At 47.7% G+C, this 22,647-nt stretch carries 17 protein-coding genes; 4 read left to right on the top strand and 13 right to left on the bottom strand.

The genetic code is table 11. The features are described 5' to 3' along the window. Positions 1 to 5: 5 nt before the first annotated feature. The 7 genes from BF9343_RS03080 to BF9343_RS03050 all read right to left on the bottom strand — a co-directional run bounded on the left by BF9343_RS03080 (position 6) and on the right by BF9343_RS03050 (position 13,968). On the bottom strand, positions 6 to 959 hold the full coding sequence (locus tag BF9343_RS03080; protein WP_022347982.1) for a discoidin domain-containing protein: 954 nt from the start codon (positions 957 to 959) through the stop codon (positions 6 to 8). 21 nt (positions 960 to 980) lie between these two features. Beyond that, positions 981 to 2,663, bottom strand: coding sequence for a RagB/SusD family nutrient uptake outer membrane protein (locus BF9343_RS03075; RefSeq protein WP_005784783.1), 1,683 nt, complete (start codon positions 2,661 to 2,663; stop codon positions 981 to 983). 13 nt (positions 2,664 to 2,676) lie between these two features. Further along, complete coding sequence (locus BF9343_RS03070) at positions 2,677 to 5,862, bottom strand: SusC/RagA family TonB-linked outer membrane protein (RefSeq protein ID WP_041926167.1); 3,186 nt, start codon at positions 5,860 to 5,862, stop codon at positions 2,677 to 2,679. 781 nt (positions 5,863 to 6,643) lie between these two features. Continuing rightward, positions 6,644 to 9,310 carry a Kelch repeat-containing protein gene (locus BF9343_RS03065; protein WP_010992129.1) on the bottom strand — a complete coding sequence of 889 codons (2,667 nt, stop codon included), beginning with the start codon at positions 9,308 to 9,310 and terminating at the stop codon, positions 6,644 to 6,646. A gap of 40 nt (positions 9,311 to 9,350) precedes the next feature. Then, positions 9,351 to 11,636, bottom strand: coding sequence for a GH92 family glycosyl hydrolase (locus BF9343_RS03060; RefSeq protein WP_010992128.1), 2,286 nt, complete (start codon positions 11,634 to 11,636; stop codon positions 9,351 to 9,353). Positions 11,637 to 11,786: 150 nt separating this feature from the next. After that, a complete protein-coding gene (locus BF9343_RS03055) occupies positions 11,787 to 12,959 on the bottom strand; it encodes a hypothetical protein (RefSeq protein WP_010992127.1) in 1,173 nt (390 codons plus the stop codon). A 7-nt stretch (positions 12,960 to 12,966) separates the two neighbouring features. Beyond that, the gene (locus BF9343_RS03050; protein WP_005796268.1) at positions 12,967 to 13,968 is read right to left on the bottom strand and encodes a M28 family metallopeptidase; all 1,002 of its coding nucleotides are present in this window, start codon (positions 13,966 to 13,968) and stop codon (positions 12,967 to 12,969) included. Between the two features lie 102 nt (positions 13,969 to 14,070). On the opposite strand from BF9343_RS03050, the gene BF9343_RS03045 reads away from it, so the two are divergent. Genes BF9343_RS03045 through BF9343_RS03030 form a run of 4 tightly spaced genes read left to right on the top strand, consistent with a single transcriptional unit; the run spans position 14,071 to position 16,008 of the window. After that, the gene (locus BF9343_RS03045) at positions 14,071 to 14,493 is read left to right on the top strand and encodes a hypothetical protein (RefSeq protein WP_005784767.1); all 423 of its coding nucleotides are present in this window, start codon (positions 14,071 to 14,073) and stop codon (positions 14,491 to 14,493) included. A gap of 38 nt (positions 14,494 to 14,531) precedes the next feature. Then, a complete protein-coding gene (locus BF9343_RS03040; RefSeq protein ID WP_005784764.1) occupies positions 14,532 to 15,341 on the top strand; it encodes a metal ABC transporter permease in 810 nt (269 codons plus the stop codon). Positions 15,342 to 15,355: 14 nt separating this feature from the next. After that, positions 15,356 to 15,775: a tRNA (adenosine(37)-N6)-threonylcarbamoyltransferase complex ATPase subunit type 1 TsaE gene (tsaE, locus tag BF9343_RS03035; protein WP_005784762.1), complete on the top strand. Its 420-nt coding sequence runs from the start codon at positions 15,356 to 15,358 to the stop codon at positions 15,773 to 15,775. Between the two features lie 11 nt (positions 15,776 to 15,786). Continuing rightward, the gene (locus tag BF9343_RS03030) at positions 15,787 to 16,008 is read left to right on the top strand and encodes an immunity 17 family protein (RefSeq protein ID WP_010992126.1); all 222 of its coding nucleotides are present in this window, start codon (positions 15,787 to 15,789) and stop codon (positions 16,006 to 16,008) included. On the opposite strand, the gene BF9343_RS03025 is transcribed toward BF9343_RS03030, so the two are convergent. The 6 genes from BF9343_RS03025 to BF9343_RS03000 all read right to left on the bottom strand — a co-directional run bounded on the left by BF9343_RS03025 (position 16,000) and on the right by BF9343_RS03000 (position 22,125). Then, positions 16,000 to 17,310, bottom strand: coding sequence for a DUF58 domain-containing protein (locus BF9343_RS03025; RefSeq protein ID WP_005784758.1), 1,311 nt, complete (start codon positions 17,308 to 17,310; stop codon positions 16,000 to 16,002). The genes BF9343_RS03030 and BF9343_RS03025 overlap by 9 nt on opposite strands. Positions 17,311 to 17,312: 2 nt before the next feature. Next, positions 17,313 to 18,308 (bottom strand): AAA family ATPase, encoded by a 996-nt coding sequence (locus tag BF9343_RS03020; protein ID WP_005784757.1) that lies wholly within the window; start codon positions 18,306 to 18,308, stop codon positions 17,313 to 17,315. Between the two features lie 63 nt (positions 18,309 to 18,371). Beyond that, positions 18,372 to 19,619 carry a DUF4350 domain-containing protein gene (locus BF9343_RS03015; protein ID WP_005813365.1) on the bottom strand — a complete coding sequence of 416 codons (1,248 nt, stop codon included), beginning with the start codon at positions 19,617 to 19,619 and terminating at the stop codon, positions 18,372 to 18,374. After that, positions 19,616 to 20,239, bottom strand: a complete 624-nt coding sequence (locus BF9343_RS03010; RefSeq protein WP_005801447.1) for a DUF4129 domain-containing protein — start codon at positions 20,237 to 20,239, stop codon at positions 19,616 to 19,618. The genes BF9343_RS03015 and BF9343_RS03010 overlap by 4 nt, the downstream gene beginning before the upstream one ends. Positions 20,240 to 20,249: 10 nt before the next feature. After that, positions 20,250 to 21,182 carry a hypothetical protein gene (locus BF9343_RS03005; RefSeq protein WP_005796277.1) on the bottom strand — a complete coding sequence of 311 codons (933 nt, stop codon included), beginning with the start codon at positions 21,180 to 21,182 and terminating at the stop codon, positions 20,250 to 20,252. Further along, a complete protein-coding gene (locus BF9343_RS03000) occupies positions 21,163 to 22,125 on the bottom strand; it encodes a stage II sporulation protein M (RefSeq protein WP_005784748.1) in 963 nt (320 codons plus the stop codon). The genes BF9343_RS03005 and BF9343_RS03000 overlap by 20 nt, the downstream gene beginning before the upstream one ends. Between the last annotated feature and the right edge of the window lie 522 nt (positions 22,126 to 22,647).

Here is a 22,647-nt window from a genome sequence, read left to right as displayed (position 1 = left end):
GTATATCAGAATAAATTAAGTTCGCTTATCGTCACATGCGGTCCGCCGTTCACGGCTGTGATGGTTACCTTCAGGTAGCGTCCATCTACAGCAGCGGGCAGGAAGGATCGGAACTCACCCTGTGCCGGAATATCTTTAAACTTAGCGGCTACCGTCCAGGTGGCATTATCATCGCTCACTTCCACAGTCACCTCTTTCGGCCCGTCATACCCCTCTTCACGTGCCTGGCAAGCGAATCCCTGGATATGGGTTGTTTTCTTCAGGTCAATAACAATCCAGTGAGGTGGTTGCGGATGCTGAGTACTCCAGTCGGTACCCCAGAAAGTATTCAGATCGCCATCCAGACAAGCTTCTTTCAGTCCGCTGTGTCCCCAATCGCCCTCTTTCGGCTCTTCGGACGAAGCACTCAATGCTTCCCATCCGGTACGGTCGAGCAACTCCATGTTGCTGGCATCCATCGAACCTCTGAAGATGAAGTAGATGGTCTGACAGCAATGATCGGCTACCGCTCCCTCCACCGAAGTAATGCTTACGGGCAGCAGATACTCCTTGAACGCCTCGATGTTACCTTTTGCATGAACCGTGATTACGGCTTCCTCAGACTTCGGTGTCCCGGCTTTTACCAATACCTCTTCAGTCAGGTCGTAAGCGGCTTCCGGCAGCAGTTCATATTCGGTTCCGTTCTTCGCGTTATACTCGTCTACCTTGCCCGGATCGGCTTGCAGATGTACCACAGCATCATTAGGCAGTCCGTATTCCGTCAGTTGCGGATAGGTTTCGGGAGTAACGGCCACATTAAAAGTCTGCACATACGGCTCGTCTTCAATGTAGAAATTGGCTTTCACGGCAGTTCCCGCATCGGGTATGTAGATGGTCAGATCGCTGTCATTGTCACTGCATCCCACTGTGCAGCAGAATCCGGCAGCCAGAATGGCTGCCTTCAGTATGTTCTGTTTCATGATTCTTCTCATTTTAAATGTTTATTCCCATCCGGGATTATTGGGTAACAAGTTCGGATTCATCGTTGTCTCGTCGATAGGCAACGGATGCAGATAGAGTTTATCGTCCCATTTGCGGGTTGTCCTGTCCGGATAAACAATCAGCAGATTGTCCTGCGTCAATTCACGGGAGAAGGAGTCGTACTGCTCTTTCAGCTTATCCGATACTTTCATTCCAAGCATACTCTTCGGTGCTTCCAGCAACTTGCCGGCTTTCCAGCGTACAATGTCATCCCAACGGAAGCCTTCGCCTACCAACTCGACTGCACGCTCGCGGCGGATTTCGTAAAGCAGCGGAGAGAGTTCATAACCATAATCCGGCCAGTTCGGATCGGTGAAACCGACATTTACTTTCAGATGCGGCATTTCTACACGGTCTCTCAGTTCATTGACAGTCTGGTCCAATACCTCCTGGGTACATTCACCCAATTCGGCTTTCGCCTCGGCATAGTTCAACAGCACCTCGGCATAACGGAAGATAAACACATCCAGTGTAGACTGCCCGATGTTCCACTGTTCGGGATCGGTAGAGTGATACTTCATCACGTAATATCCGGTAGTACAATATTTGGTATCTATTATGGGAAGGGCATTGAACTGTTTCGTACCATCGCTCAGCACCTTAAAAGGAAGTTCCGGATTATCGATCGTCTGGCGCAGGCGCGGATCACGCTGCATCAACTCATCCATCGGCATGTCGGCCTCCTCGTATCCCGGACTGACTGCGGTGGGCAGACCATCGGCACATAGGTATTGTTCGAACATGGCACGGCTCAGACCTGTATACGACTCTTCCATCTGGCGGGTGTTGTTGTGCATCAATAGCTTGGTGATATAAACCCTGGGCATGATACACTCGCTATTGGAGGCTAAATCTTCCTGTACAAACAGGTTGTAATAATCCTGTAAAGGCTTATCGGTCTTATAGATGGAGTAACCTCCCTCTTCGATCACCTGTGCGGCTGCATCAGCTGCTTCACGATACAACTCTTCGTAGTCGCCCAGTCCGTGATACTTACGGAAAGACGCTTCGTAGAGGCAAGCTCTCGACTTGAAAGCCAACGCAGCATACTTATGCATATTGCCGGTTTTGGTTTCATTAGGCTTCGGAAGGTGTTCGATGGCAAAATCGAGATCTTCCAGGATGTGTGTGAACACGACTTTTCTGGAATCACGTCCCTTGTACAGTTCTTCGGAGTCCATCTGCAACTCGGTTTCATACCAGGGCACATCGCCAAAGCGTTTCACTTTGTACACATACTCCCAGGCACGGAAGAAGCGGACCACGGCTACCGAACGGTTAATCTGGCTTTCATCCCCTTTCACCTGTTTGTAACGAGCCATAAAATAGTTGCAGGAACGGATGTTTCCCCAGTCTCCATTTCCCCATCCGCCACCGGAAGTAGGAATCGTTTCAAGATTGAAGATCCAGGTCTTCGGTTTCTCGTTCACGTAACAGTCCGATTCATCATCGGCACCAGGTCCCTGCGCCCCCGGTAAAATACCGTAAAAGCCGTTGGCATAAAGTTCAAGGTCTTGTACACTTGTCCAGAATTTCGGATCCGAGAGAGAATCTTCGGGATACAAGTCCAGTAAATCGGAGCAGGAAGAGAACATGGAAGTACATGCCACTGCCGCTATCAGTAATATCTTATTCTTTTTCATAATCGTTATCGTATTAGAGGGTAATGTTTAATCCGAATGAAACAGACTTAGTCAGCGGATAAGTGCTGAGACTCACTGTTTCGGGGTCGTATATGTCAAACAGGTGATCGAACGTCAGCAGGTTTTGTCCGCTTACGTAAAAACGCACATGATCTATCTTCCACTTGGCCAGGAGCGCTTTCGGCAAAGAATATCCCAATGTGATAGACTTCAGGCGCAGATAAGCGGCATTCTGGAGATAACGGGTCTGCGTTTCACGGTTACCGGTCACGTTGTCGTAGGTAGACCGGGGGAAGTAAGCATTGCGGTTATCTTCGGTCCATGAGTCGAGTGCATGTTTGAAAGGTACATGCCATTCGTTGCCGAAGCCCCAGAACTGGTTGCCTCCCAACACTACATCCTTCTTGCCGATGCCCTGGAAGAATACATCAAAGTCAAAGTCGCGCCACTGCAATCCGCCTTTAATACCATAACTGTAACGCGGTTCGCTGTTACCGATAATCTTTTGGTCACCCGGATCGTCAAGCGTATTCTTTCCCTTGTTTATCTTGCCGTCACCGTTCAGGTCTTTGTACTTCACATCACCCGGATACCAGCCACCGCCATAGATCTCCGACTGATCGGCATGGGCACTTACCTCTTCTGCCGACTGGAAAAGTCCTTCGGTTACCAATCCCCAGATCTCACCCCACTTTTTGCCTACATAATGGGTAGAGAGCAAATTCTGCGGATTATTGAACTTCGTGATTTCTGCCTGATAGTCGGACAATACGAAACTTACGTCATACGAAAAGTCTTTGTTCACCCGGTCTCTCCATCCCATTGAAAGCTCCCAACCGGTTGTTTTCAGGTCGGCAGTATTGGCCTGCGGAGCTCCTGTTCCCAGTACGGCAGGAAGCGGTGTACCGTTGGTCACCATATCGAGTGTCTTCCGCATGTACCAGTCGAAGGTTCCATACAGGCGGCTGTTCAGCAATGCCCAGTCGAGACCCAAGTCAATCTGGCGTACAGTCTCCCAAGTCAGGTAAGGACTGACGATACCGCCGGGACTCACGCTGGCTATTTTCTTTCCGTCCACCAGGTATCCCATCTCGCCATTGGTGCCCATGGTAGCGATATAAGGATAGTCGCCGCCAACCGACTGATTGCCCAACGAACCATAAGAGGCCCTGATCTTGAGTTCATCTACAATCTTCTTGGCAGGTTCGAAGAAAGCCTCGCTCGAAATTCTCCAGGCAGCCGATACGGAGGGGAAGAATACGAAACGCTTGTCCTTGGGGAACTTGGAAGAACCGTCATAACGTCCGTTCAACTCCAGAAGATAGCGTTCATCGTAGTTATAATTGATACGGGCAAAATATCCCATAGTGGCCCAGGAGTGCTGGCCGCTCCCGTTGTACTTCTCTCCATAAGCCTGTCCCAGACCGGCAAGATCATTACTGATCAGGTTCTCGCGTTCGGCATTGAACCAGCGGTAGCTCTTGGTTTCGTAATTATATCCCAGCAACAGTTTAATGTTGTGTTTACCCAAAGACTTGGAGTAGTCGGTATAGGCATTGAACGTCTGGTAATAGTTGTCGTCGGTGGTAAACTTCACGCGGCTCGGAGTGGTATGCGGGAATACGGTTACAATGTCCGGATTGGCCGTATGCTCCAATATCTCTTTACCGTGCTGCTTCTTCGAGAGGATATACATATTATAGGTATAGTCCACATTGATGGTCCAGTCCTTCAGCGGAGTGATTTTTAAACCGCCGGTCAGCCAAAGGTCGTTCTCCTTATTCTTGCGCTCGCCCGAAATGGCCTGGGTAGCCACCATATTCGTCCAACTGCCCTGACCGGAAAAGTTTCCGTCCGGATGATATACCGGCATCATCGGACGAAGGTCGGCACCGTAGAATGCACTGTTGATCTGTGCTGTCTCGTCACTGTTGTTACTTCCGTAAGGAGCATCCCGGTAAGTGTTGTTGTAGACGGTCTTCAACCGCACCTGCAACCAATTGGTGACGTCCGAAGTCAGGTTCAGGTTGACATTGAAACGGCGGTACTTATCGTCATAATGTTTCAGTGTTCCCCCTTGGTCGAGGAAACCTATCGAACCGTAATAGGCGGTCTTGCCCGAACCTCCGTTGAGAGACAGGGTGTACTGCTGCATCAGGGTGTTGTCTTTGATGGTTTCATCTATCCAGTCGGTGTTGCCGCAATACAGATACTTGTTGGGATTGGACGGATCGATGAATACCGGCAGATTGTGTTTCGGGTCGGTATAATAGGCATAGATATGATCCATATAGTTCTTATCGTAGTAATCGCCTCCACCCGAGTTGCGGTTGGTCAGATTATGGAAATTGGCAAATGTCCACGAATCCATGTACTCCGGTTTACGTGTAGGCGAATTGACAGACCAGTTGGACGAGAACGAGATCTTGGCTTTCTCGTCTTTACCTTTCTTGGTGGTAATCAGCACGACACCATAGGCTGCCTGTGTTCCGTAAATAGAAGCCGAAGCCGCATCCTTCAATACCGATACGCTTTCCACATCGGCCGGATTGATCATGTTGGGATCCATCTGCACACCATCGACCAGTACCAAGGGTCCGGAAGAGTTTATAGATGTAGTACCACGAACGTTGAACCCGTATCCTTTGCCCGGTGCACCGTTGTCGGCGGAAATGTTCAGGTTACCGATCATACCCTGTAGTCCCTGGCTAAGATTGGTGATCGGGCGACTCTCCAATGTCTCTGCCGAAACACTGGCTACGGCTCCGGTGAGGTTGGCTTTCTTTTGTGTACCATAACCCACCACCACGACTTCGTCCAAGGTTTTGCTGTCCTCTTTCAGGGTGATCTGCAGACGGGTCTTTGCGGAAACGGTCACGACTTGTGTTTCCATTCCAATAAAGGAGATCTCAAGTTGCTCTCCCTGTTCCGCTTCAACCGAGAAGTTACCATCCATATCGGTGATTGCTCCACGTCCGGGAGCACCCTTTACCAATACAGAAGCCCCGGGAAGCGGAGAACCCGTGACGTCAAGAACACAACCGGTTATTTTCTGTTTCTGCTGTTCTACCTGCACCACTCCGGCAGATGCTGCATTGTAGCTGTGAGAAGCAAGGCAAGGTTGAAGTCCCATACCCGAAAGAAGGACAAACATCCCTGAAATCCTTACGGCTCTTTCTACTAATTTTCGTTCTCTCATAATAATAATGAATTAAAATTAACATTAGGAATCAAGCAAGGCGTTGCTGACTCTTTTTAACTAAAGACGAAAGCAAAGGTATCTCCATGGTCTTAAGAGAGGGATTAAATAAGGGTTAACGAAGCGATTAACCTCTCATATTTCTTGTTAACCCGACCCTACAGCAGTCCAGACATTGACTTCCACTCATTAAAAAATACACAAAGATAGCACAAAGAAGAACCAAGGTTTCAGAAAGACAGCAAAAAGCCTTTTCCGTTGACGAGGTCTTCTTCCAAAAGAGCTCAACCGGAAGAGAAATACGGCAAGAACCGGGTTGTTGAACACGAAAAACCGGGGTAACCGACCTTCAAAGCCTCGATCGGAGATGAAAAGTACCTTACTTTTCGGAAAAAGAAGGAAGCATTTGGTCAGAAAGAAGTAAGCATTTTCGGAAAATGCTTACTTCTTTTCTAAATATCTCTATATGTTTTGGCAGTTATCATATATTGTTCCGGAACAAAGGCTCTGAGAAGCCCGTTCTACTTCCGGTTGGTCTGTTGAAGAAGTCCTGTTTGATGTATCAAAAGGACAGGCATTCTTCTCTAAAGCGAACACAAGGTATGCGAAGAGGCTCGTCACCGTCTTTAATTAGCAAGAACAGGTATCTATACCATCAGAAAGATAAACCGATAAACGAAATGGCGGCGTTTTTCCGGTCATGCCCCGCCCGACGGCCGAAAAAACCAAAAGCAGAGAGGTTGCTTTATCATTTTGACAAACTGACAATCGGGAGGGAATCTCAGACCTTGATGTCAGCGAAAGCTATGCCGTACTCCTCGTTCATCACCCGTCTATAATCTTTCGTAAACGCGGCATAACGCCTGATGGCTTCCTCCTGGTTGTTCTGCTTCCGAAGGGCACAAACGGTATAAGCAAGTGCCAGATCCGACAAAGGATCGGCTATAAAGAGGATGTTACAAAGACGGATGACGATACTGAACCGGGCATCCCGGTAAGCCAGTTCCAACTGGCCGGGCAGAAGAGAATGGATCAGCGTTTCCACTTTCTGTTTGTAGTAATCGAAAAGGTCGGACTCGGCGGCGGGTATGAACTTACCCCGCAAAAGTATTTCCAACCATTCCGCACGTATGGCACCGGGAGTCTCTTTTTTCTTTTTCTCCGGAGAGGTAAGGTTCATCAGACGAATGTAATCGCAATAAAACTCTTCGCCAAACACCATGCAGAAGTATCCGTTGCGGTATACGAGTTCGATGCCGTCCACATCCTGCAATATCTTCCTCACATGATTCATGGAAACTCCTTTGAGGTTCTTCACATTGCTGCCGGACTTATCGGGCCAGAATATCTGATTCATGTCAGACGAAAGCACTCCCCTCTTGCCTACACTGTTCAGCAGAATATACAAAAAGATAGTACGCAGCTTGGGACTGAGCATATAGGTAATGTCACGTCCGGCATTATCGAGAATGGTAAACATGCCGAAAAGGAAAATAGCATTCTTGTCGGGCGGCAATACCGCCGGCAATTCTTCCCACTCGGAAGGCTCTTTCTCAACTTCTTCTTCTTTCACTTCCGGTGACTCCACAGCCGGAACTTCCGATATATCGGACACTTCTTCCGGACGTACTCCGGCAGATGCGGTCTCGGCAGACATCCTGTCCCGCCTCCGCTTATGGTGCATGATGCCCCATACACAGGCCGCCAACAATAATACTCCACCCACGACTGCTCCCAGCAGACCGGCATTCAGGGCATTCCGCCTCCGGCTATAGTATTCCACATCGTCCAATGTAACCGGCGGAGCAGACAGGGAGTATAGACGGGTAGTCACTTGCCCGTGCTTCTCGAACTCTTGGACGGAACAATAGAACTCATTTAATTCTTCATTGAAGTATAGATTGGCGTTGGTAGCAATCTCTTCCGAAACAATGGGAATACTGTCTCCCACCGCTTCACACTCACCGTCACGCACAGACAACCGGTACAACTGCAAAGTGGAATTGGGCAGATATTCGGGATATCCCAGGAGGAACAGGTGTTTTTCATCGGCAGAGAGTATCATATTACGGGGTACCACCCGATTGACCGCCGGTGCTTTCGCTTCCCAGAGTTTCTGCACCGAACGGGTCTGCATATCTATCCGGTATAAATCGTACAGATAGTTGCGCCCTACATTCTGATCACCGGCTTCGTTGCCCATGCCTCCGTAGAGGTATACCCGCTTGTAATCATTGCTCACAGCCATGCCCGAAAAGTAACGGGGAATCACCCGGTCGCCGGAGAAGGCCAGTGTATCCCAACGACAGGTATTCAAATCGTACGCCAGGAACGTATTGCTGTACCTACGGCTTCCGTAACCGCCAAACAGGAAAAACTTTCTTTCGCCCGGATGAAAGAATCCGCAATGATGATGGAGCTGTTGGCAAAGATAGTCGGAACTGGCCGGACGCCACTCTTTGGTAGTAAGATCCAGCACCGCCACCATGGCATCGCCATGCGAATCGGCCACTTCATAAGTATACAGCTCACGGGATGCCTCATCCAGAAAGTTCATACCCAGGCGAAGCTGAACCGGAAGAGGGGTCTTATAAGGTGTCTTCGATAATTCGTGCGTGTAAAGGTCGAACGCGGACAGAGAGTCCTGATTAAAGAAGAGGATGTTCTGGTGTGTCTTGTCAAAGTTAAGACCGGAAGGCGTGGAAGAATAGTCCGTAAAAAGTTCTTTCCAGTAGTAGGACTGATTAATCAGCCACACAGGATTGGTGACCTGTCCCACAACATGTCCCCGGCTGTCGTGCACATCTTCTCCGCTGCTCTCGTTCAAAGGAAATATCATGATCTCTTCACCGTCGGTAAGAGACAAGTTACGGATGGCATACGAAGCCACATCCAGGATGTATTCGCATTTACCAAAATAAATATGCGGTGAGAATCCTGTCGGCTCCAGTCCCAGGTTGGAGATCTCCTTGCTCCGCTTGCCAATCGTAATTCGGGCACAGTCTGCGGGTATATCCAAAGCTATGGAAACAGGCAACCAGCGGTGATCATAGTCTTCCTTATCCAGTTCGAAAGTACAAAAGATACGTTTGCCGTCTTCGTTGAAGGAGAAAGAACAACGGTCGCCGGGTTTGTGCAGATACGTAAAACTATAAGTTTTCCCGGCATCCCGGTCTTCCAGATAAAGGATGTAACCGGGACTCTCCACATTCCGGACCAGATAATCAAAGGAGATACGGAAAGCGTTGGTGAAAGTGCGCTCGTGCCCTTCACGCAATACAGAATAGGTGGCACGCTCACTAATCCGCTTTTCGTTCCCATAGAAAAGAAGTCCCTGCGAAAAGCAATCGACTATGCAAAGCCACATCATTCCGATAGCAAACAAACATCCCAACCTTCTCATATACTGTTCTTCGATAAATGCGTCATCCGTTTCATAGTGCAACAAAAATACGAAAAATTATAGAATTGGCAAACGTATGCGCCGATTAGTGCTCGTTGGAGTAAGAGTAAGGCAAGTCTTTCTTCTGAGTACCGCGCCGGGAATCGGGCACGCTGTCCATCCATAACACCAGCTCTCCTCCGGAAGTAAGCTCACGGTGCGTCAGGTAGTTACGGGTAAATTCACTTTCATTGAGCAGGGCTTTCCCGATATACCGGTTCGCCGGGCTATTGCCTTCCGCCTTCACTGTGAAGTTCTTTCCGTCGGGCAAATGTAATGTCAGTTTCGGGAAGAGCGGAGATCCCATGGCATACTCCGGAACACCGGGACAAACCGGATAGAATCCCATGGCGGAAAAGACATACCAGGCGGAAGTCTGCCCATTATCTTCGTCACCGCAGTAGCCTTTGCTGCCGGAGTGATAAAGCTTATCCATCACTTCGCGGACGTGCTTCTGGGCCTTCCAGGGCCGGCCGATATAGTCGTATAGATAGATGGCATGTTGCACAGGTTGGTTGCCATGTGCATATTGCCCCATGTCAAGAGCCACCATCTCGGCTATCTCGTGGATAACAAAACCGTAAGTACCGTAATTATAGGTATTGGGAGCTGTAAACATAGAGTCGAGACGGGCTTCCATCGCTGTATGTCCTCCCATCAATCGAGACAAGCCTTCGGGATCATGCAGCACACTCCACGTCCAGTGCCAGGAACTGCCCTCCGTGAAAGGGCCTCCCCATTCCGTCGCGTCAAAAGCGTCTCTCCATTTCCCATTGGCATCTTTTGCCCACATGAATCCATAGTCGGGATAGTAAAGGTTCCGGTAGTTGAGGGCTTTCCGGTAATAGGTATCGGCAATCTCCTTCCGGCCAATGGAGTCGGCAAAACGTGCGACACACCAGTCGGCATAAGCATATTCAAGGGTCTTGGCCGTGGCCTCGTGCACTTCGGGATAGGGAACATAGCCTAAACGGTCATAGTACCCGAATCCGTCACGTCCCACCGAGCTGATTCCGGGATGCCGGGCCTCGGTCTGATGAATCATTGCCTCAAGAGCTTTCTCCGGACAGATGGTACGAATGCCTTTCATCCATGCGTCTGTCAACAAGGAGATGGAATTATTACCAATCATACATTCCCGGTGGCCTGGACTCGCCCACTCGGGCATGAACCCACTTTCATCGTAAGCATTGAGGATGGATTGGGTAACCCGCTCGGAAACTTCCGGATATAATAAGGTAAACAAGGGATGGACGGCACGGAACGTATCCCAGAATCCATTATCGGTATACATATAGCCATCCTGTATCTTCCCATTGTAAGGACTGTAATAGACAGGTTTCCCCTGAGCGTCGAACTCATAAAATTCGCGGGGGAAGAGCAGGGTCCGGTAGAGGCAAGAGTAAAAGGTACGCAATTGCTCCTCGCTGCCTCCCTCCGCTTCAATTCGTCCCAGATAACTGTTCCATTGTTTTCGGGCTTCTTCTCTCACCTGGGCAAGGCTCTTGCCTCCCACTTCGCGACTGAAATTGACAAGCGCCTGTGCAGGACTTATGAACGAGGAGGCGGTACGGACGGTTAATTTCTCTCCCGCCGGCACATTAAACCTGAGGTAGGCACAAGTATAATCACTCTCCAACGTCGGCCGATGGCGCATCAGTGTATCTCCGTCATACACGCCTTCTTCTGCAATGGGATGGCTGAACTCTATTCGGAAATAGTTGGCAAAGTTATCCGGTACCCCGCCATTGTGATTACGCGCCACACCGGTCACGCACCGATTCTCCCGGTCAATCGTCAACGCACTTCCACCGTTGTAGGCATCCACAACGATATACTGGGCAGAGTCCTGCGGAAAGGTGACTTCGAATACCGCTCCGCGTGAAGTAGCGGAAAGTTCTGTCCGGAGTCCGTCGGCAAACGTAACGCTGTAACTGTAGGGAGCCGCCGCCTCTTGGGTATGTGAGAAAAGTACTCCCCGTTCTTTATGATCCATCTTCAGCACACCGGACAGCGGCATAATAGAGAAAGTACCGTAATCGTTAATCCACGGACTGGGCTGATGGGTCTGGCGGAACCCCCGTATCAGGCTGTCGGTATACGTGTACATCCAGCCGCTACCGTTCTCTCCGGTCTGCGGACTCCAGAAATTCATTCCCCAGGGAACCGCCACCGCAGGATAAGTATTCCCATGTGAAAAAGCATAAGTAGACTCCGTCCCCATCAGAGGATTCACATAGTCTACAGGGCTGAAAGACTCTTTTTGTTGTACACACGAAGCCAGTAAAAGGGCTGCACCGACAATTAGGATAGTTGAAAAATTCTTCCTCATAGCTTAATTTTATTTTCTAACAGAGGCTGTGGTGAAAAGAGTTTCGACACATCCCCCTTGCATTTTATTTAGGACGCAAAACTAATGAGGAAGGGTTAGGAGGAGGGTTAATTCCCGGTTAACCTTCTTGCGAAAAGTCATTAACCGGGACTATTTTCTTCTTGCGACCTGCAAATTGGATTGCCGTGCATAGCCAATCCTGAAATTAAGGGGGTTCGGATCACCCAGTTGATAGGCATCGCGCAATTGCGGCTGAAGATACTGAGAGAAAGTGGAGATCGGCTTGTAGAAGGTACCGTACAAAGTAACCGACCACACCTCCGGATCAAAACAGGACAACGGAATGGAAGAGTCATCTTGTACAACAGCAGACGATTTCTGAAGAATCGTCTCGCGTATGCGCGAAAAAGCAGGTTCGTGCATCAGATAGGAAGCCGACTTGACAAATGTTGCTGTGGTCTCCGCATCAAAACGGTCCATAAACGCCTGTAACGGTCGGTTGGCTTGCAACCCCTCGTTACTGATATCTGTGCAGAAATAATAGAGGGTCTGCAATCGGGAAGCGCCCGGACGGAAAAACCGGACTTCCATCCCTGCACTGCATGTGTTCCGGATGGTATCCCCCTCTTTTCTTTCGAAAAGATCTCCGGTTTCCGATAACCACACTTCCTGAATGCTGACTATCTTACGGTTCCCCCGGGCCATCAATAACGAATAGATGGGGACAACCCCGTCGATGGTATCATTGGCCAGTTCCTTATCCATATCGTTAAAGAAACTCAGATTGAGTACGTTCGATACGGCATTCTGATACAACCGGTAAGTTTCGGCAGAAGGATGCTTCACTTTCGGAGCAGTGCCGGCAGGTTCCAACCCGATCAGTACATAAGTGTCCATCTCGGGGAAGAACGCATTGGCAAACAAAAAGTCAGGACCGCCAAAAGGATAAAACAGAGTATGGCAACGAGTATTGATGTCTTCCAGTTCCGTCTGTGAGAAAGCTACCAGCCGGGGAGCCGTCTGCCGGAAAACATTCCATATCTGATCCATGTAACGGGCATGGTTCTTCCATTCCTTGGTCCGAGTCAGTGCGTAAAGCTTTCCGCTTGCTTTATCAACCGGCAAACCTGCAAGTACGCAAGACGCATCATTCAGGGCTTTATCAGGAACCAGCTTCGCAGAGTCATTGGAAGCAATCCTCACCCGGGAAGCATTTTTTCCTGCATTGCCGGAAGAGGCCGCCCCCTGACAACAAGCAAACAGCACTCCCAGCATAAAAGAAAGTAATACGGTTTTTACACAATTAGTTAGTTTAGTTTTCATTTCGTTCTTAATAATCCTTTTCGTTAGCCAGATTCCAGACGTTAAGGAAAGAGGCCTTAGATATTTCAACCACTTTATCCCAATTCAGACGGTCTGCATGGTCAGAAGGCTGATGGTAATCGGGATGACCGTCGGTATGATACCAAATGATGGGAATACCGGCTTTGGCAAACGAGCCGTTATCACTTCCACCCACCGGCTTGTCCCAAGGGCGGTAATTGGGTTCTAACTGCAAGCCGTACTTTTTAATGTCTTCTTTCAGCCAACGCCCGAAAGCCGGATTGGCTTCTGTATAGAAATAAACCACATGCTTGGGATTTTGCGGCTGATTGTTGCGGCCAATCATATCAAAGTTCAAATATCCTTTGACCTGATTAATGAACGGACACTCCTGCACAAAGTATTTCGATCCGAGAAGCCCTTTCTCCTCTCCGTCCCAAAAAGCAAAAATTACATTCCGTTCCGGTTGCTGTCCGCTTACCACAAAAGCCTTGGCTATTTGCAACACCGCCGATACTCCGGAAGCATTATCATCGGCACCATTGTAGATCTGGTCGCCATCCAAAGCGGGATCAATGCCCAGATGGTCGAAATGTGCACCTACTATCACGTATTCATTCGTCTTCTTTCCGGGAATCATACCCAATACGTTGTTCATAGACAACTTCTGATGCACCACTTGTTTCAGTTTGGCAATGGAGTCAGGGTGCACTTCCAGTCGTCCTTTCTGCTGGCGTTCTTTCCGGTAAGCATCAAACGGCTGATAATAGCTCTCGCCTAACGGACGGATACCCATTTCCTTCAATAGCGAAGCGATATACCGGGCAGCTACACGTGAACCGTGAAATCCGGCTTCACGTCCTTGAAGTTCATCATCGGCCAAAAATCCGATATAAGCCTCGGCAGCCTGGCGGTTAATACTTTTAAGCCCCTTTTCGACCGGGGTCTGAGCACATAAGGTAGTGGCAACACACCACATAAGGACAGTAATCAGGTGTTTTCTTTTCATGATCGGGATGTTTCTGTTTTAGTTCATTTAGCACATTGCAAGGACAAATATACGGAATAATACAAATTAATAAGTACCTTTGCGAAAATTTGATTCGTAATTATGTGGATACTTATAGTTGGTCTGGTGTTGCTCGCCATCGTGGCAATGATTGCCGGGTATATCCGCAACAAAAGACTGCAGAAGAAAATAGATAACGGAGAACTGGACAGTTTTCCGGAAGTAAAGGAAGTCGACGTAGAGTGCTGCGGACAGCACGAAGTTTGCGAACGTGACAGCCTGCTGGCTGCCGTCAGTAAACAGATAGAGTATTATGACGACGAAGAACTGGATACATTTATCGGCCGGGCACCCGAAGATTATACACCGGAAGAGGCGGATAAATTCCGCGATGTCTTTTATACAATGCAGGACACCGATGTAGCCGGATGGGTACGTAGCCTGCAACTGAGGGGGATCAGCCTTCCTGATGAAATAAAAGACGAAGTGTTTCTGGTAGTCGGCGAACGGAGAATCCATCCCTGATCCGTCTGTTCCCTCCACACTCCTAACTGCTGAACCGTATGAATTTACTACAATATACATTTTTTCAACACGCTCTCCTGGGGAGTCTTCTGGCAAGCATTGCCTGCGGCATTATCGGCACGTATATCGTGACTCGCCGGTTGGTGTTCATCAGCGGCGGTATCACCCATGCCTCTTTCGGCGGCATCGGACTGGGATTGTATGCAGGCATATCTCCCATTTTATCGGCTGCTGTCTTCTCCGTTTTATCGGCTTTCGGGGTAGAGTGGCTCAGTAAACGGAAAGACATGCGCGAAGATTCGGCCATAGCCATGTTCTGGACGCTGGGTATGGCACTGGGAATCATGTTCAGCTTTTTGTCACCGGGATTCGCACCCGATCTTTCAGCCTATCTGTTTGGCAATATCCTCACGATCACACAGACGGACTTACTCATGCTGGGCATTCTTGCCATCTTGCTGATCCTGTTCTTTACCCTGTTTATCCACCCGATCATATACGTGGCTTTCGATCGTGAATTTGCCCGTTCGCAAGGCATCCCGGTCGTAGTGCTGGAATATATCCTGATGATGTTCATTGCCCTGACCATCGTTTCCTGTCTGCGCATGGTGGGGATTGTACTGGCAATCTCGTTACTGACCATTCCGCAAATGACAGCCAACCTGTTTACGAACAAGTTTAAACGCATTATCTGGTTATCGATTGCCATCGGCTATCTGAGTTGCCTGGGAGGTCTGCTGATCTCTTACCGCCTGAATGTTCCTTCGGGAGCATCCATCATCTTCTTTTCTATTCTTATCTATATTGCCTGTAAGATAGGAAAGAGCCTTTTCAGAAAGAAACAATAAACCAACATACAAGTATGGAAATCAAGATTCAATCACTGGAACAAATTCACGAAGCTGCCCGCGAGTTCATCTCAGCCATGGGCGATAACACGGTCTTTGCACTCTACGGAAAGATGGGAGCAGGTAAAACGACTTTTGTCAAGGCACTTTGCGAGGAGCTCGGAGTATCGGATGTCATCACTTCACCGACTTTTGCCATTGTAAACGAATACCGTTCGGACGAGAACGGAGAACTGATCTATCATTTTGACTTCTACCGGATCAAGAAGCTGAGCGAAGTATACGATATGGGATACGAAGACTACTTCTATAGCGGTGCACTTTGTTTCATCGAATGGCCGGAGCTGGTAGAAGAATTATTGCCGGGAGACGCCGTGAAAGTAACCATTGAGGAACTGGAGGACGGAACAAGAAAAATAGTGATCAACGACTAATCATCCGAAGAATGGCCCCTCAATATTTTGTACAGGGAATATTTGCCACCGCAGGGCTCATAGCCCTGCTGGCATCTATACTCAACTGGAACTGGTTCTTCACCGCTCAAAATGCACAACTGATCGTACGGAATGTCGGTAGAAGACGTGCCCGGCTGTTCTACGGACTACTGGGAGTCATTATGATAGGTATAGCTGTCTTCTTCCTCAATACGCAACCCGTATCAGAGTAACTGGCGCGATTTCATTTCCAGATATTTATTGATCACATCAATCGACAGCTTATCAGGAGTTGTCAGCAGCGAGTAAATGCCATGCTGTTTCAAAGTTGACACAATCAGTCTCTTCTCGAACGCAAACTTCTCTGCGATGACATGACGGTAATAGTCCTCGGTAGTCACCGACTTGCCCGCTATATACTCTTTCAGATCGGCATCCTCAAAGAATACAACCAATACTCTGTGTTGCCGCGCCAATTGTTGCAGGTAAACTAATTGCCGGTTCAGGCTGGTCATATTACTAAAATTGGTATAAAGCACCAGAAAGCTACGTTTATTCACATGCTTGCCCAAGTGCCCGCATAAGGCAGAAAAGTCCGTTTCACCAAATGTTGTTTCCTGTTTATAGAGGTTCTCAAGCAAAGTCTGCATCTGACCGACTTGTTTGGAAGCAGGAACAAACGTATCGAAATACTCGTTAAACGTAACCAGCCCGGCTTTATCGTCCTTCCGCATAGCTACATACGAAAGCACCAACGAGGCATTGATGGCATAGTCCAGCAATGTCATGCCACGGAAAGCCTGCTGCATCACACGCCCTTTATCGATCACGCTGTATATCTGTTGACTGCGCTCGTCCTGATAGACATTTACCATCAACTGATGACGGCGTGCACTGGCCTTCCAGTTTATGGTGCGATAATCGTCTCCCTTTACATACTCTTTGATTTGTTCAAACTCAGTCTGATGCCCAGCCCGACGAATACGCTTGATACCGAGTTCGGTCAGGTTATCGCTCATAGCCAGCAGCTCGTATCGATGGAGCATCAGGTAAGAAGGGTATACCTTAACGGTTTCAGGTCTGCCACAGGTAGCCCTGCGGGATATTAATCCGATTCGGGTAGTCGTAAAAACGCGGATGAATCCGAAACCGTATTCTCCCCTGCGAGTCGGCCTCAACCGATAGGTAAGCGTCTTTCCCTCATTAGGTAAAAGCGACAGCTCGAAGTGTACATTCCTTTGCTGAAATATGACCGGCACTTCATCTATCACGATCAAACGGACGGGATAGGAATAACGGCTCTCTATACGCAGGCTGACTTCGTTATCATCACCGTTAGAAAAACGTCCGGCACACTGACGGAAAGCCTGGATACCCTTGGTGCGATACAACAGATATCCATCGAAAGCCAGAGCAAGCAGCAGCGCAAGCAGCCCTAACTGTCCGATGATAAACAGAGAACCGAACAGGTATCCGCCACCTAACAAGAGGATGACGACAAGGACGAGTATATAGAAACGTTTGGTCAGGAACATAATTATTTGGGTACTTCCACTTTATCAATCAACCGCTGAGTCACCTTGACAGGCGAATAACCTTCCATCTCTGCTTCCGCAGTCAGAATCAGGCGATGCTGCAACACATAAGGTGCTACAAACTTAATATCCTCCGGCGTTACGAAGTCACGTCCCTGTAAGAGAGCATAGGCTTTGGATGCCTGCAACATAGCCACCGAAGCACGGGGAGAAGCTCCCAGATACACAGCTTTACTGGTACGGGTTTGTTGGGCAATCAAGGCAATGTACTGAAGCAGAGTACGGTCAACAAATACCTTTTCCGTCAATCGACGAAGAGAAAGGAGTTCTTCACGGGTAATTACCGGTTGTATCTCTTCCAGTTTTACCAAGGCGGCATTAGTGTGATGGCGTTCCAGGATATTGATTTCTTCATCAAGTGACGGATAGTCCATGGTAATCTTCATCAGGAAACGGTCGAGTTGGGCCTCAGGCAACTTATAAGTTCCCTCCTGCTCCACCGGATTCTGGGTTGCCAGAATGGTATATAGTTCTCCCATCCGGTAAGTTGTTCCGTCGATACTGGCCTGACGTTCTTCCATGACTTCGAAAAGAGCGGACTGCGTTTTGGCGGGTGCACGGTTAATTTCGTCTACCAATATGATATTGGCAAAGACAGGTCCCCGATGGAAATCAAATTCATTGGTTTTCATATTGAAAACAGTCGTACCCAGGACGTCACTCGGCATCAGGTCGGGTGTAAACTGTACACGGCTGAAGTCGGCATCTATCAAACGGGCTGTCAGGCGGGCAAGTAAAGTCTTGGCTACTCCCGGCACTCCTTCTATCAAGACGTGACCGTTAGCCAAAATAGCTGTCAACACCAAATCGACAGTACGTTCCTGCCCCACAATAACGGAAGCGATCCGGCTTTTCAGTTCCTGCATCTTCTCTGAAAAAAGAGTCAAATCGGTACGCGGAGTTTCTTCTCCATGCATATCATTCATATTTTCTTCCATATTCTTTTTATTTATCAAATTCATATTTCATTCCTCCCACAGCTTTCTTCTTCCGAAAAAAGGTCAGGGTTGAGGCTTTTCTATCTCGTTCATCCCGTCAATCAGATCTTTCATCAACGTCTCGCCGACTTCCTGCTGCCCGCGAATCACGGGACGGAGCTTACGGAACAGATTCCGGACTTTTTCTTCATCAGTCCCTGTTTTCCGGGAAATCCGCCTAGACAAGGCATTGTCATCACTGTCATCTTCCACATCCACCTGAATATTCCTCCGCAGGCTCTCAGCAAAGTAAATAAACTTTTTGCGCACAAGATCAGCATGATTCTTCTTTTGATAATATAAAGTACCGATCAACTCGGCAAACTCGAGATTACGGTTTGCAGGCTCACGAATCACCGGAATAGCCCTTTGCCTTCTGCGGGCGGTAAATACCATAAAGAGCACCAATACCAGCATCGTCAGGTAAAGCGCCCACCTCAGAGGACGCTGGGAAAGGAAGTAACGAAAAGGAGATACCTCAACCTGTGCTCCCGCCCCATAGGCTTCGGTACGGACTACCGGTAAACCTTTCAGATGAGAAAGCAGACGGAAAAGGTAGGCTGCATTGTCGCCATCGAGCATTCCATAGTTGGTAAACAATAACGGAGTAGTGACCAAAACAATCTCTCCGCTCCCTACCGGACGACTAAGGGCCACGGGCGGAAAACAATCCGGCAAACTGTCATTGAACATTTGCATCGAATCAATCCGACTGGTAGCTAAGGGTAGAGACAACGAATCGTATTTTGTGAAGTAAATGCCACATAAATGAGGATAAAAACGAAAAGTACGCTTATCATATACTGCTGAATCCCCAATCCAGCAGACACTGTCACGCTCCAATAAATTGCCCGCATACTCTTTCATCCGTCTCGGATTAAAATAAGCATACGAATTGTCGAATCCCAACGTATCAGACAGTGAAGTACTGAAAGAGGAAGCGGCTATCAATATCTTGTTTCCCCTTTGGGCCAGATCGAGCAAAGCATTGAGATCCGCCTCCACCAGATTGACATGTTGAGTAATGACAAGAATACTCCGGCAGGAGTCACTGTCAGCAGCGAACTGATAGAATGTCTTGCGCGAAAGAAAATATCCATCCGGAAGAGAGGACTTCAAGACATCATCAAACACGGCACACCCCAGTGGCTGGTGATCATGTTGTGCAAAGGTGGGATTCCAGACGAATTTCTTCGGCAGATGAGATTCTACCACAAACATGATCAGCAAAAAGAGAACGATCCCGATAATAAACCAACGACTGCTTCTCATACATCCCCTCCCTTCCTGATTTGAGTTTGCAGAGCTGCCAGCTCTTCAAAAAGAGACTCGGAAGCGGGAAAATTACCATAACGTACCCGTAAGAAACCATGGGTCAGATTCCTGAAAGGAGTACGAAGCATCTCCTGCTTTACCTCATAAATATATTCTGTAGGAGTCTTATAAAGTTGCCAATCTATCCGGCCGTCATCGCTCAACAGTTTAAGGGTCTGCAAATAAAGCAGACGGATGGCCTCCCGGTAATCCTTGCGGTCTATGGCACGCCTGATCTCTGCATCAAAATCGACTCCGTAAATGGTATCTTCGTGGACACTATAGTTTACAGGACCTCTGCGTGAACGCATAAAAAGCTCGGGACGCTTTTTATAAAGAAACCAGAGGATCAGCAACAGGATGAGAATAGCAATAATAATCAGGATAATGCCGGAATACTCCTCAGCAAAACGACTTCCGAAAATGGCACGAAGTAACTTGGAGAGCTGCATACTGAGCCACCCGTAGATATCAATCTCAGGAGTCATCAGTTCACGGTTATAGTCATAATCCGGATTGGATTGCCAAAAAGCAACCCTTGCGGTATCGCAGACCAATGTATCAGCTTGCAACGTCATTTAAAGTCGATCATAATTGCTCAAATTTATCTATCTCGCTTTCTACCGAAATGCTATCTACCACCTCACTGGCATGACCGTATTGATATACCATACCAATCAAAGAAAATATCATAGAAAGATAGGCACCAAAAGTCTGGACGATAGCCAACAGGTAGACCATGAAACTATATCCGGCAGAGATGGTCAGTTCATTCTGTGTATCGCTCAGCATAAAGAAGTATTTTACGATAGTGGCAATATACCACGGAGTCGTAGTAACTCCCTGCAATACACTGGATATCAAACCCATGACCAGAGATACTAAAAAGACACCGCCCCATGTGGCAAATCCCAGACGGAAAGTTTTCCAGAAAGCTGCAAGAATGCCGATCTCCTCGAACAAGTAAATCGGAGTAAACAAGGCTAACGGCACTGCACAGGCTATCAGCAACGGAATAGTAAGCAAAAGCGTGAACGGAGAAGCTACAACCAGAATCCCCATAACAATGCCCACCACTATAGTAAGGCCTATACAGAACAGTACCATAACCAGCAGCCGTCTTATATTCTTGAACAGAAAAGGTTTCAAGTCGGCAAACGTCACACCGGCCAACCGTTCTTCGCGCTGATTATAAACCTGCATCAGTCCGTAAATAATAGAAGTCAGCAATATAGAACCTACCAGATAGCAGAGAAACATCAGTCCGTAATTTACCCAGAATTGCATTCCGATGGCCGCTAAAGAATTGGTCCCGGCCTCTTTGGCAGCTGCAATTCCCATTGCTCCTCCCATAATTCCATTCATGCTGATGGCTTGAATCAGACATAACGGCAGAATCAAATAGGTACAGAACTTCAACATCGGTTTCCAGTTCTCTTTTATAAAGTCCATGGTCGCATTCAGTTTATCACCAAAAGGACGCTTCACATATAAAGCAATTTTAGGTTTTTGTGATTCCATGAGTTTTTCTGTTTGGTAAATAAATATAGTAATAGATAATAAATGACAGTGACAATAGAATGATGCCCAACCGCAAAACATCGGGTAATTCGGTATGACGCGTGATAAAACCTTCGATAAATCCGGCCATTATAAAGATAGGAACTGTACCTACTATAATTTTCAGCCCTTTCTTGGCTCCCCTCATAAAAGACTCTTTACGGGAATAAGTTCCGGGAAACAGCCACCCGTTTCCTAAAGCCAGCCCTGCAGCACCGGCTACGATAATGGCCCATATTTCCAAAGTCCCATGCAACCAGATCGCAAGCATGGATTCGCCCAACAAACCATGTTTAAAGAAAAAGGTCTGAAAAGCACCGAGCATCACTCCGTTATTAAACAGTAACCATCCTGTTCCAAAGCTGGTGAGCAACCCCATTGCAAAGACATTGAAAGAAACCATGATATTATTTAAAGTAATGCCCAGAAACATAGGTACCTCTTCCGAACCGTTGTACACAGCCATCGGCTCACCACGCGCTATGTTATCGAGTGTCATATCCACATAGCCGTTGCCCAGAATCAGGCGGACGAAGTTATCATCATTCGCTGCTGAAACAATGCCCACCAATACGCTGGCCAAAAAAATCAGGACCGAAACCAACAACTCTTTACGAGCATGGTACATCGTTTGCGGAACCTCTTGCGTCCAGAAAGTAAAGATACGGGTCCATTTCTCCTTCTTATTGCGATAAATCACATTATGAAGAGCCGAAGCCAGATTATTCAGATAAATAGTAATGCGGGAAGACGGATAATGAGTTTGTGCAAACGCGAGATCTGCCGTAAGTTCCGTATAAGCGTCGGCAAGACGGTCAGGAGTCAGTTTATCTGCCTGCTCCACCACCTTCTCAGTCTCTTTCCATTTCTCAATATTCCGACGTATAAACGTTACCTCTTTCATCCAACCGGTTCGGCTCCGGATAAGTTTTGTCCGAAACCGGAAGCAAAAGTAAGAGAATTATGATATATTTGCAACCAAAACTAAAAAATGTTTAACCGGAAATGACAGAATCGACTATGATTGTCACACTTTAGAAGAAATCGGATTAACTCTGCTTAAAAACAAATAGAATGACCATCATCACCGATGGAGAATCTTACATTCTGATAGTTGTAACCCATAATGACATTTTGTATTTCTGATGGAACTATACGCATCTATTTCCGATCTAGGTTGCGAGTAGTACCAAAAGAAGCCCTTATTTTGCCATTAGGCAAAACCGGAATGCCAGTCATTTCACCTTAGCTCGATCACAGAACCTGGAAACCACCATACGACACAAACACTTTGCTTTAATACTTTTCATTTTACATACACAAAGACAGATTACCAATACCCATGCCAAAGTACCAATTAGCATTGAAAAACATAACTTTCTTCTCTGTCTTTTACGAAATTAACTCCTTACGGACAAAACATTAA

This window comes from Bacteroides fragilis NCTC 9343, from assembly GCF_000025985.1.
Taxonomy (GTDB): Bacteria; Bacteroidota; Bacteroidia; order Bacteroidales; family Bacteroidaceae; genus Bacteroides; species Bacteroides fragilis.
Note: the sequence above shows the minus strand (reverse complement) of the source record. Positions and strands in the feature narration are given on the sequence as shown.

Bases quoted from the DNA above. Each gene is read 5' to 3' on its own strand.
- BF9343_RS03080 (WP_022347982.1), bottom strand. From the start codon at position 959: ATGAAACAGAACATACTGAAGGCAGCCATTCTGGCTGCCGGATTCTGC.
- BF9343_RS03075 (WP_005784783.1), bottom strand. From the start codon at position 2,663: ATGAAAAAGAATAAGATATTACTGATAGCGGCAGTGGCATGTACTTCC.
- BF9343_RS03070 (WP_041926167.1), bottom strand. From the start codon at position 5,862: ATGAGAGAACGAAAATTAGTAGAAAGAGCCGTAAGGATTTCAGGGATG.
- BF9343_RS03060 (WP_010992128.1), bottom strand. From the start codon at position 11,636: ATGAGGAAGAATTTTTCAACTATCCTAATTGTCGGTGCAGCCCTTTTA.
- BF9343_RS03055 (WP_010992127.1), bottom strand. From the start codon at position 12,959: ATGAAAACTAAACTAACTAATTGTGTAAAAACCGTATTACTTTCTTTT.
- BF9343_RS03050 (WP_005796268.1), bottom strand. From the start codon at position 13,968: ATGAAAAGAAAACACCTGATTACTGTCCTTATGTGGTGTGTTGCCACT.
- BF9343_RS03045 (WP_005784767.1), top strand. From the start codon at position 14,071: ATGTGGATACTTATAGTTGGTCTGGTGTTGCTCGCCATCGTGGCAATG.
- BF9343_RS03040 (WP_005784764.1), top strand. From the start codon at position 14,532: ATGAATTTACTACAATATACATTTTTTCAACACGCTCTCCTGGGGAGT.
- tsaE (WP_005784762.1), top strand. From the start codon at position 15,356: ATGGAAATCAAGATTCAATCACTGGAACAAATTCACGAAGCTGCCCGC.
- BF9343_RS03030 (WP_010992126.1), top strand. From the start codon at position 15,787: ATGGCCCCTCAATATTTTGTACAGGGAATATTTGCCACCGCAGGGCTC.
- BF9343_RS03025 (WP_005784758.1), bottom strand. From the start codon at position 17,310: ATGTTCCTGACCAAACGTTTCTATATACTCGTCCTTGTCGTCATCCTC.
- BF9343_RS03020 (WP_005784757.1), bottom strand. From the start codon at position 18,308: ATGGAAGAAAATATGAATGATATGCATGGAGAAGAAACTCCGCGTACC.
- BF9343_RS03015 (WP_005813365.1), bottom strand. From the start codon at position 19,619: ATGAGAAGCAGTCGTTGGTTTATTATCGGGATCGTTCTCTTTTTGCTG.
- BF9343_RS03010 (WP_005801447.1), bottom strand. From the start codon at position 20,239: ATGACGTTGCAAGCTGATACATTGGTCTGCGATACCGCAAGGGTTGCT.
- BF9343_RS03005 (WP_005796277.1), bottom strand. From the start codon at position 21,182: ATGGAATCACAAAAACCTAAAATTGCTTTATATGTGAAGCGTCCTTTT.
- BF9343_RS03000 (WP_005784748.1), bottom strand. From the start codon at position 22,125: ATGAAAGAGGTAACGTTTATACGTCGGAATATTGAGAAATGGAAAGAG.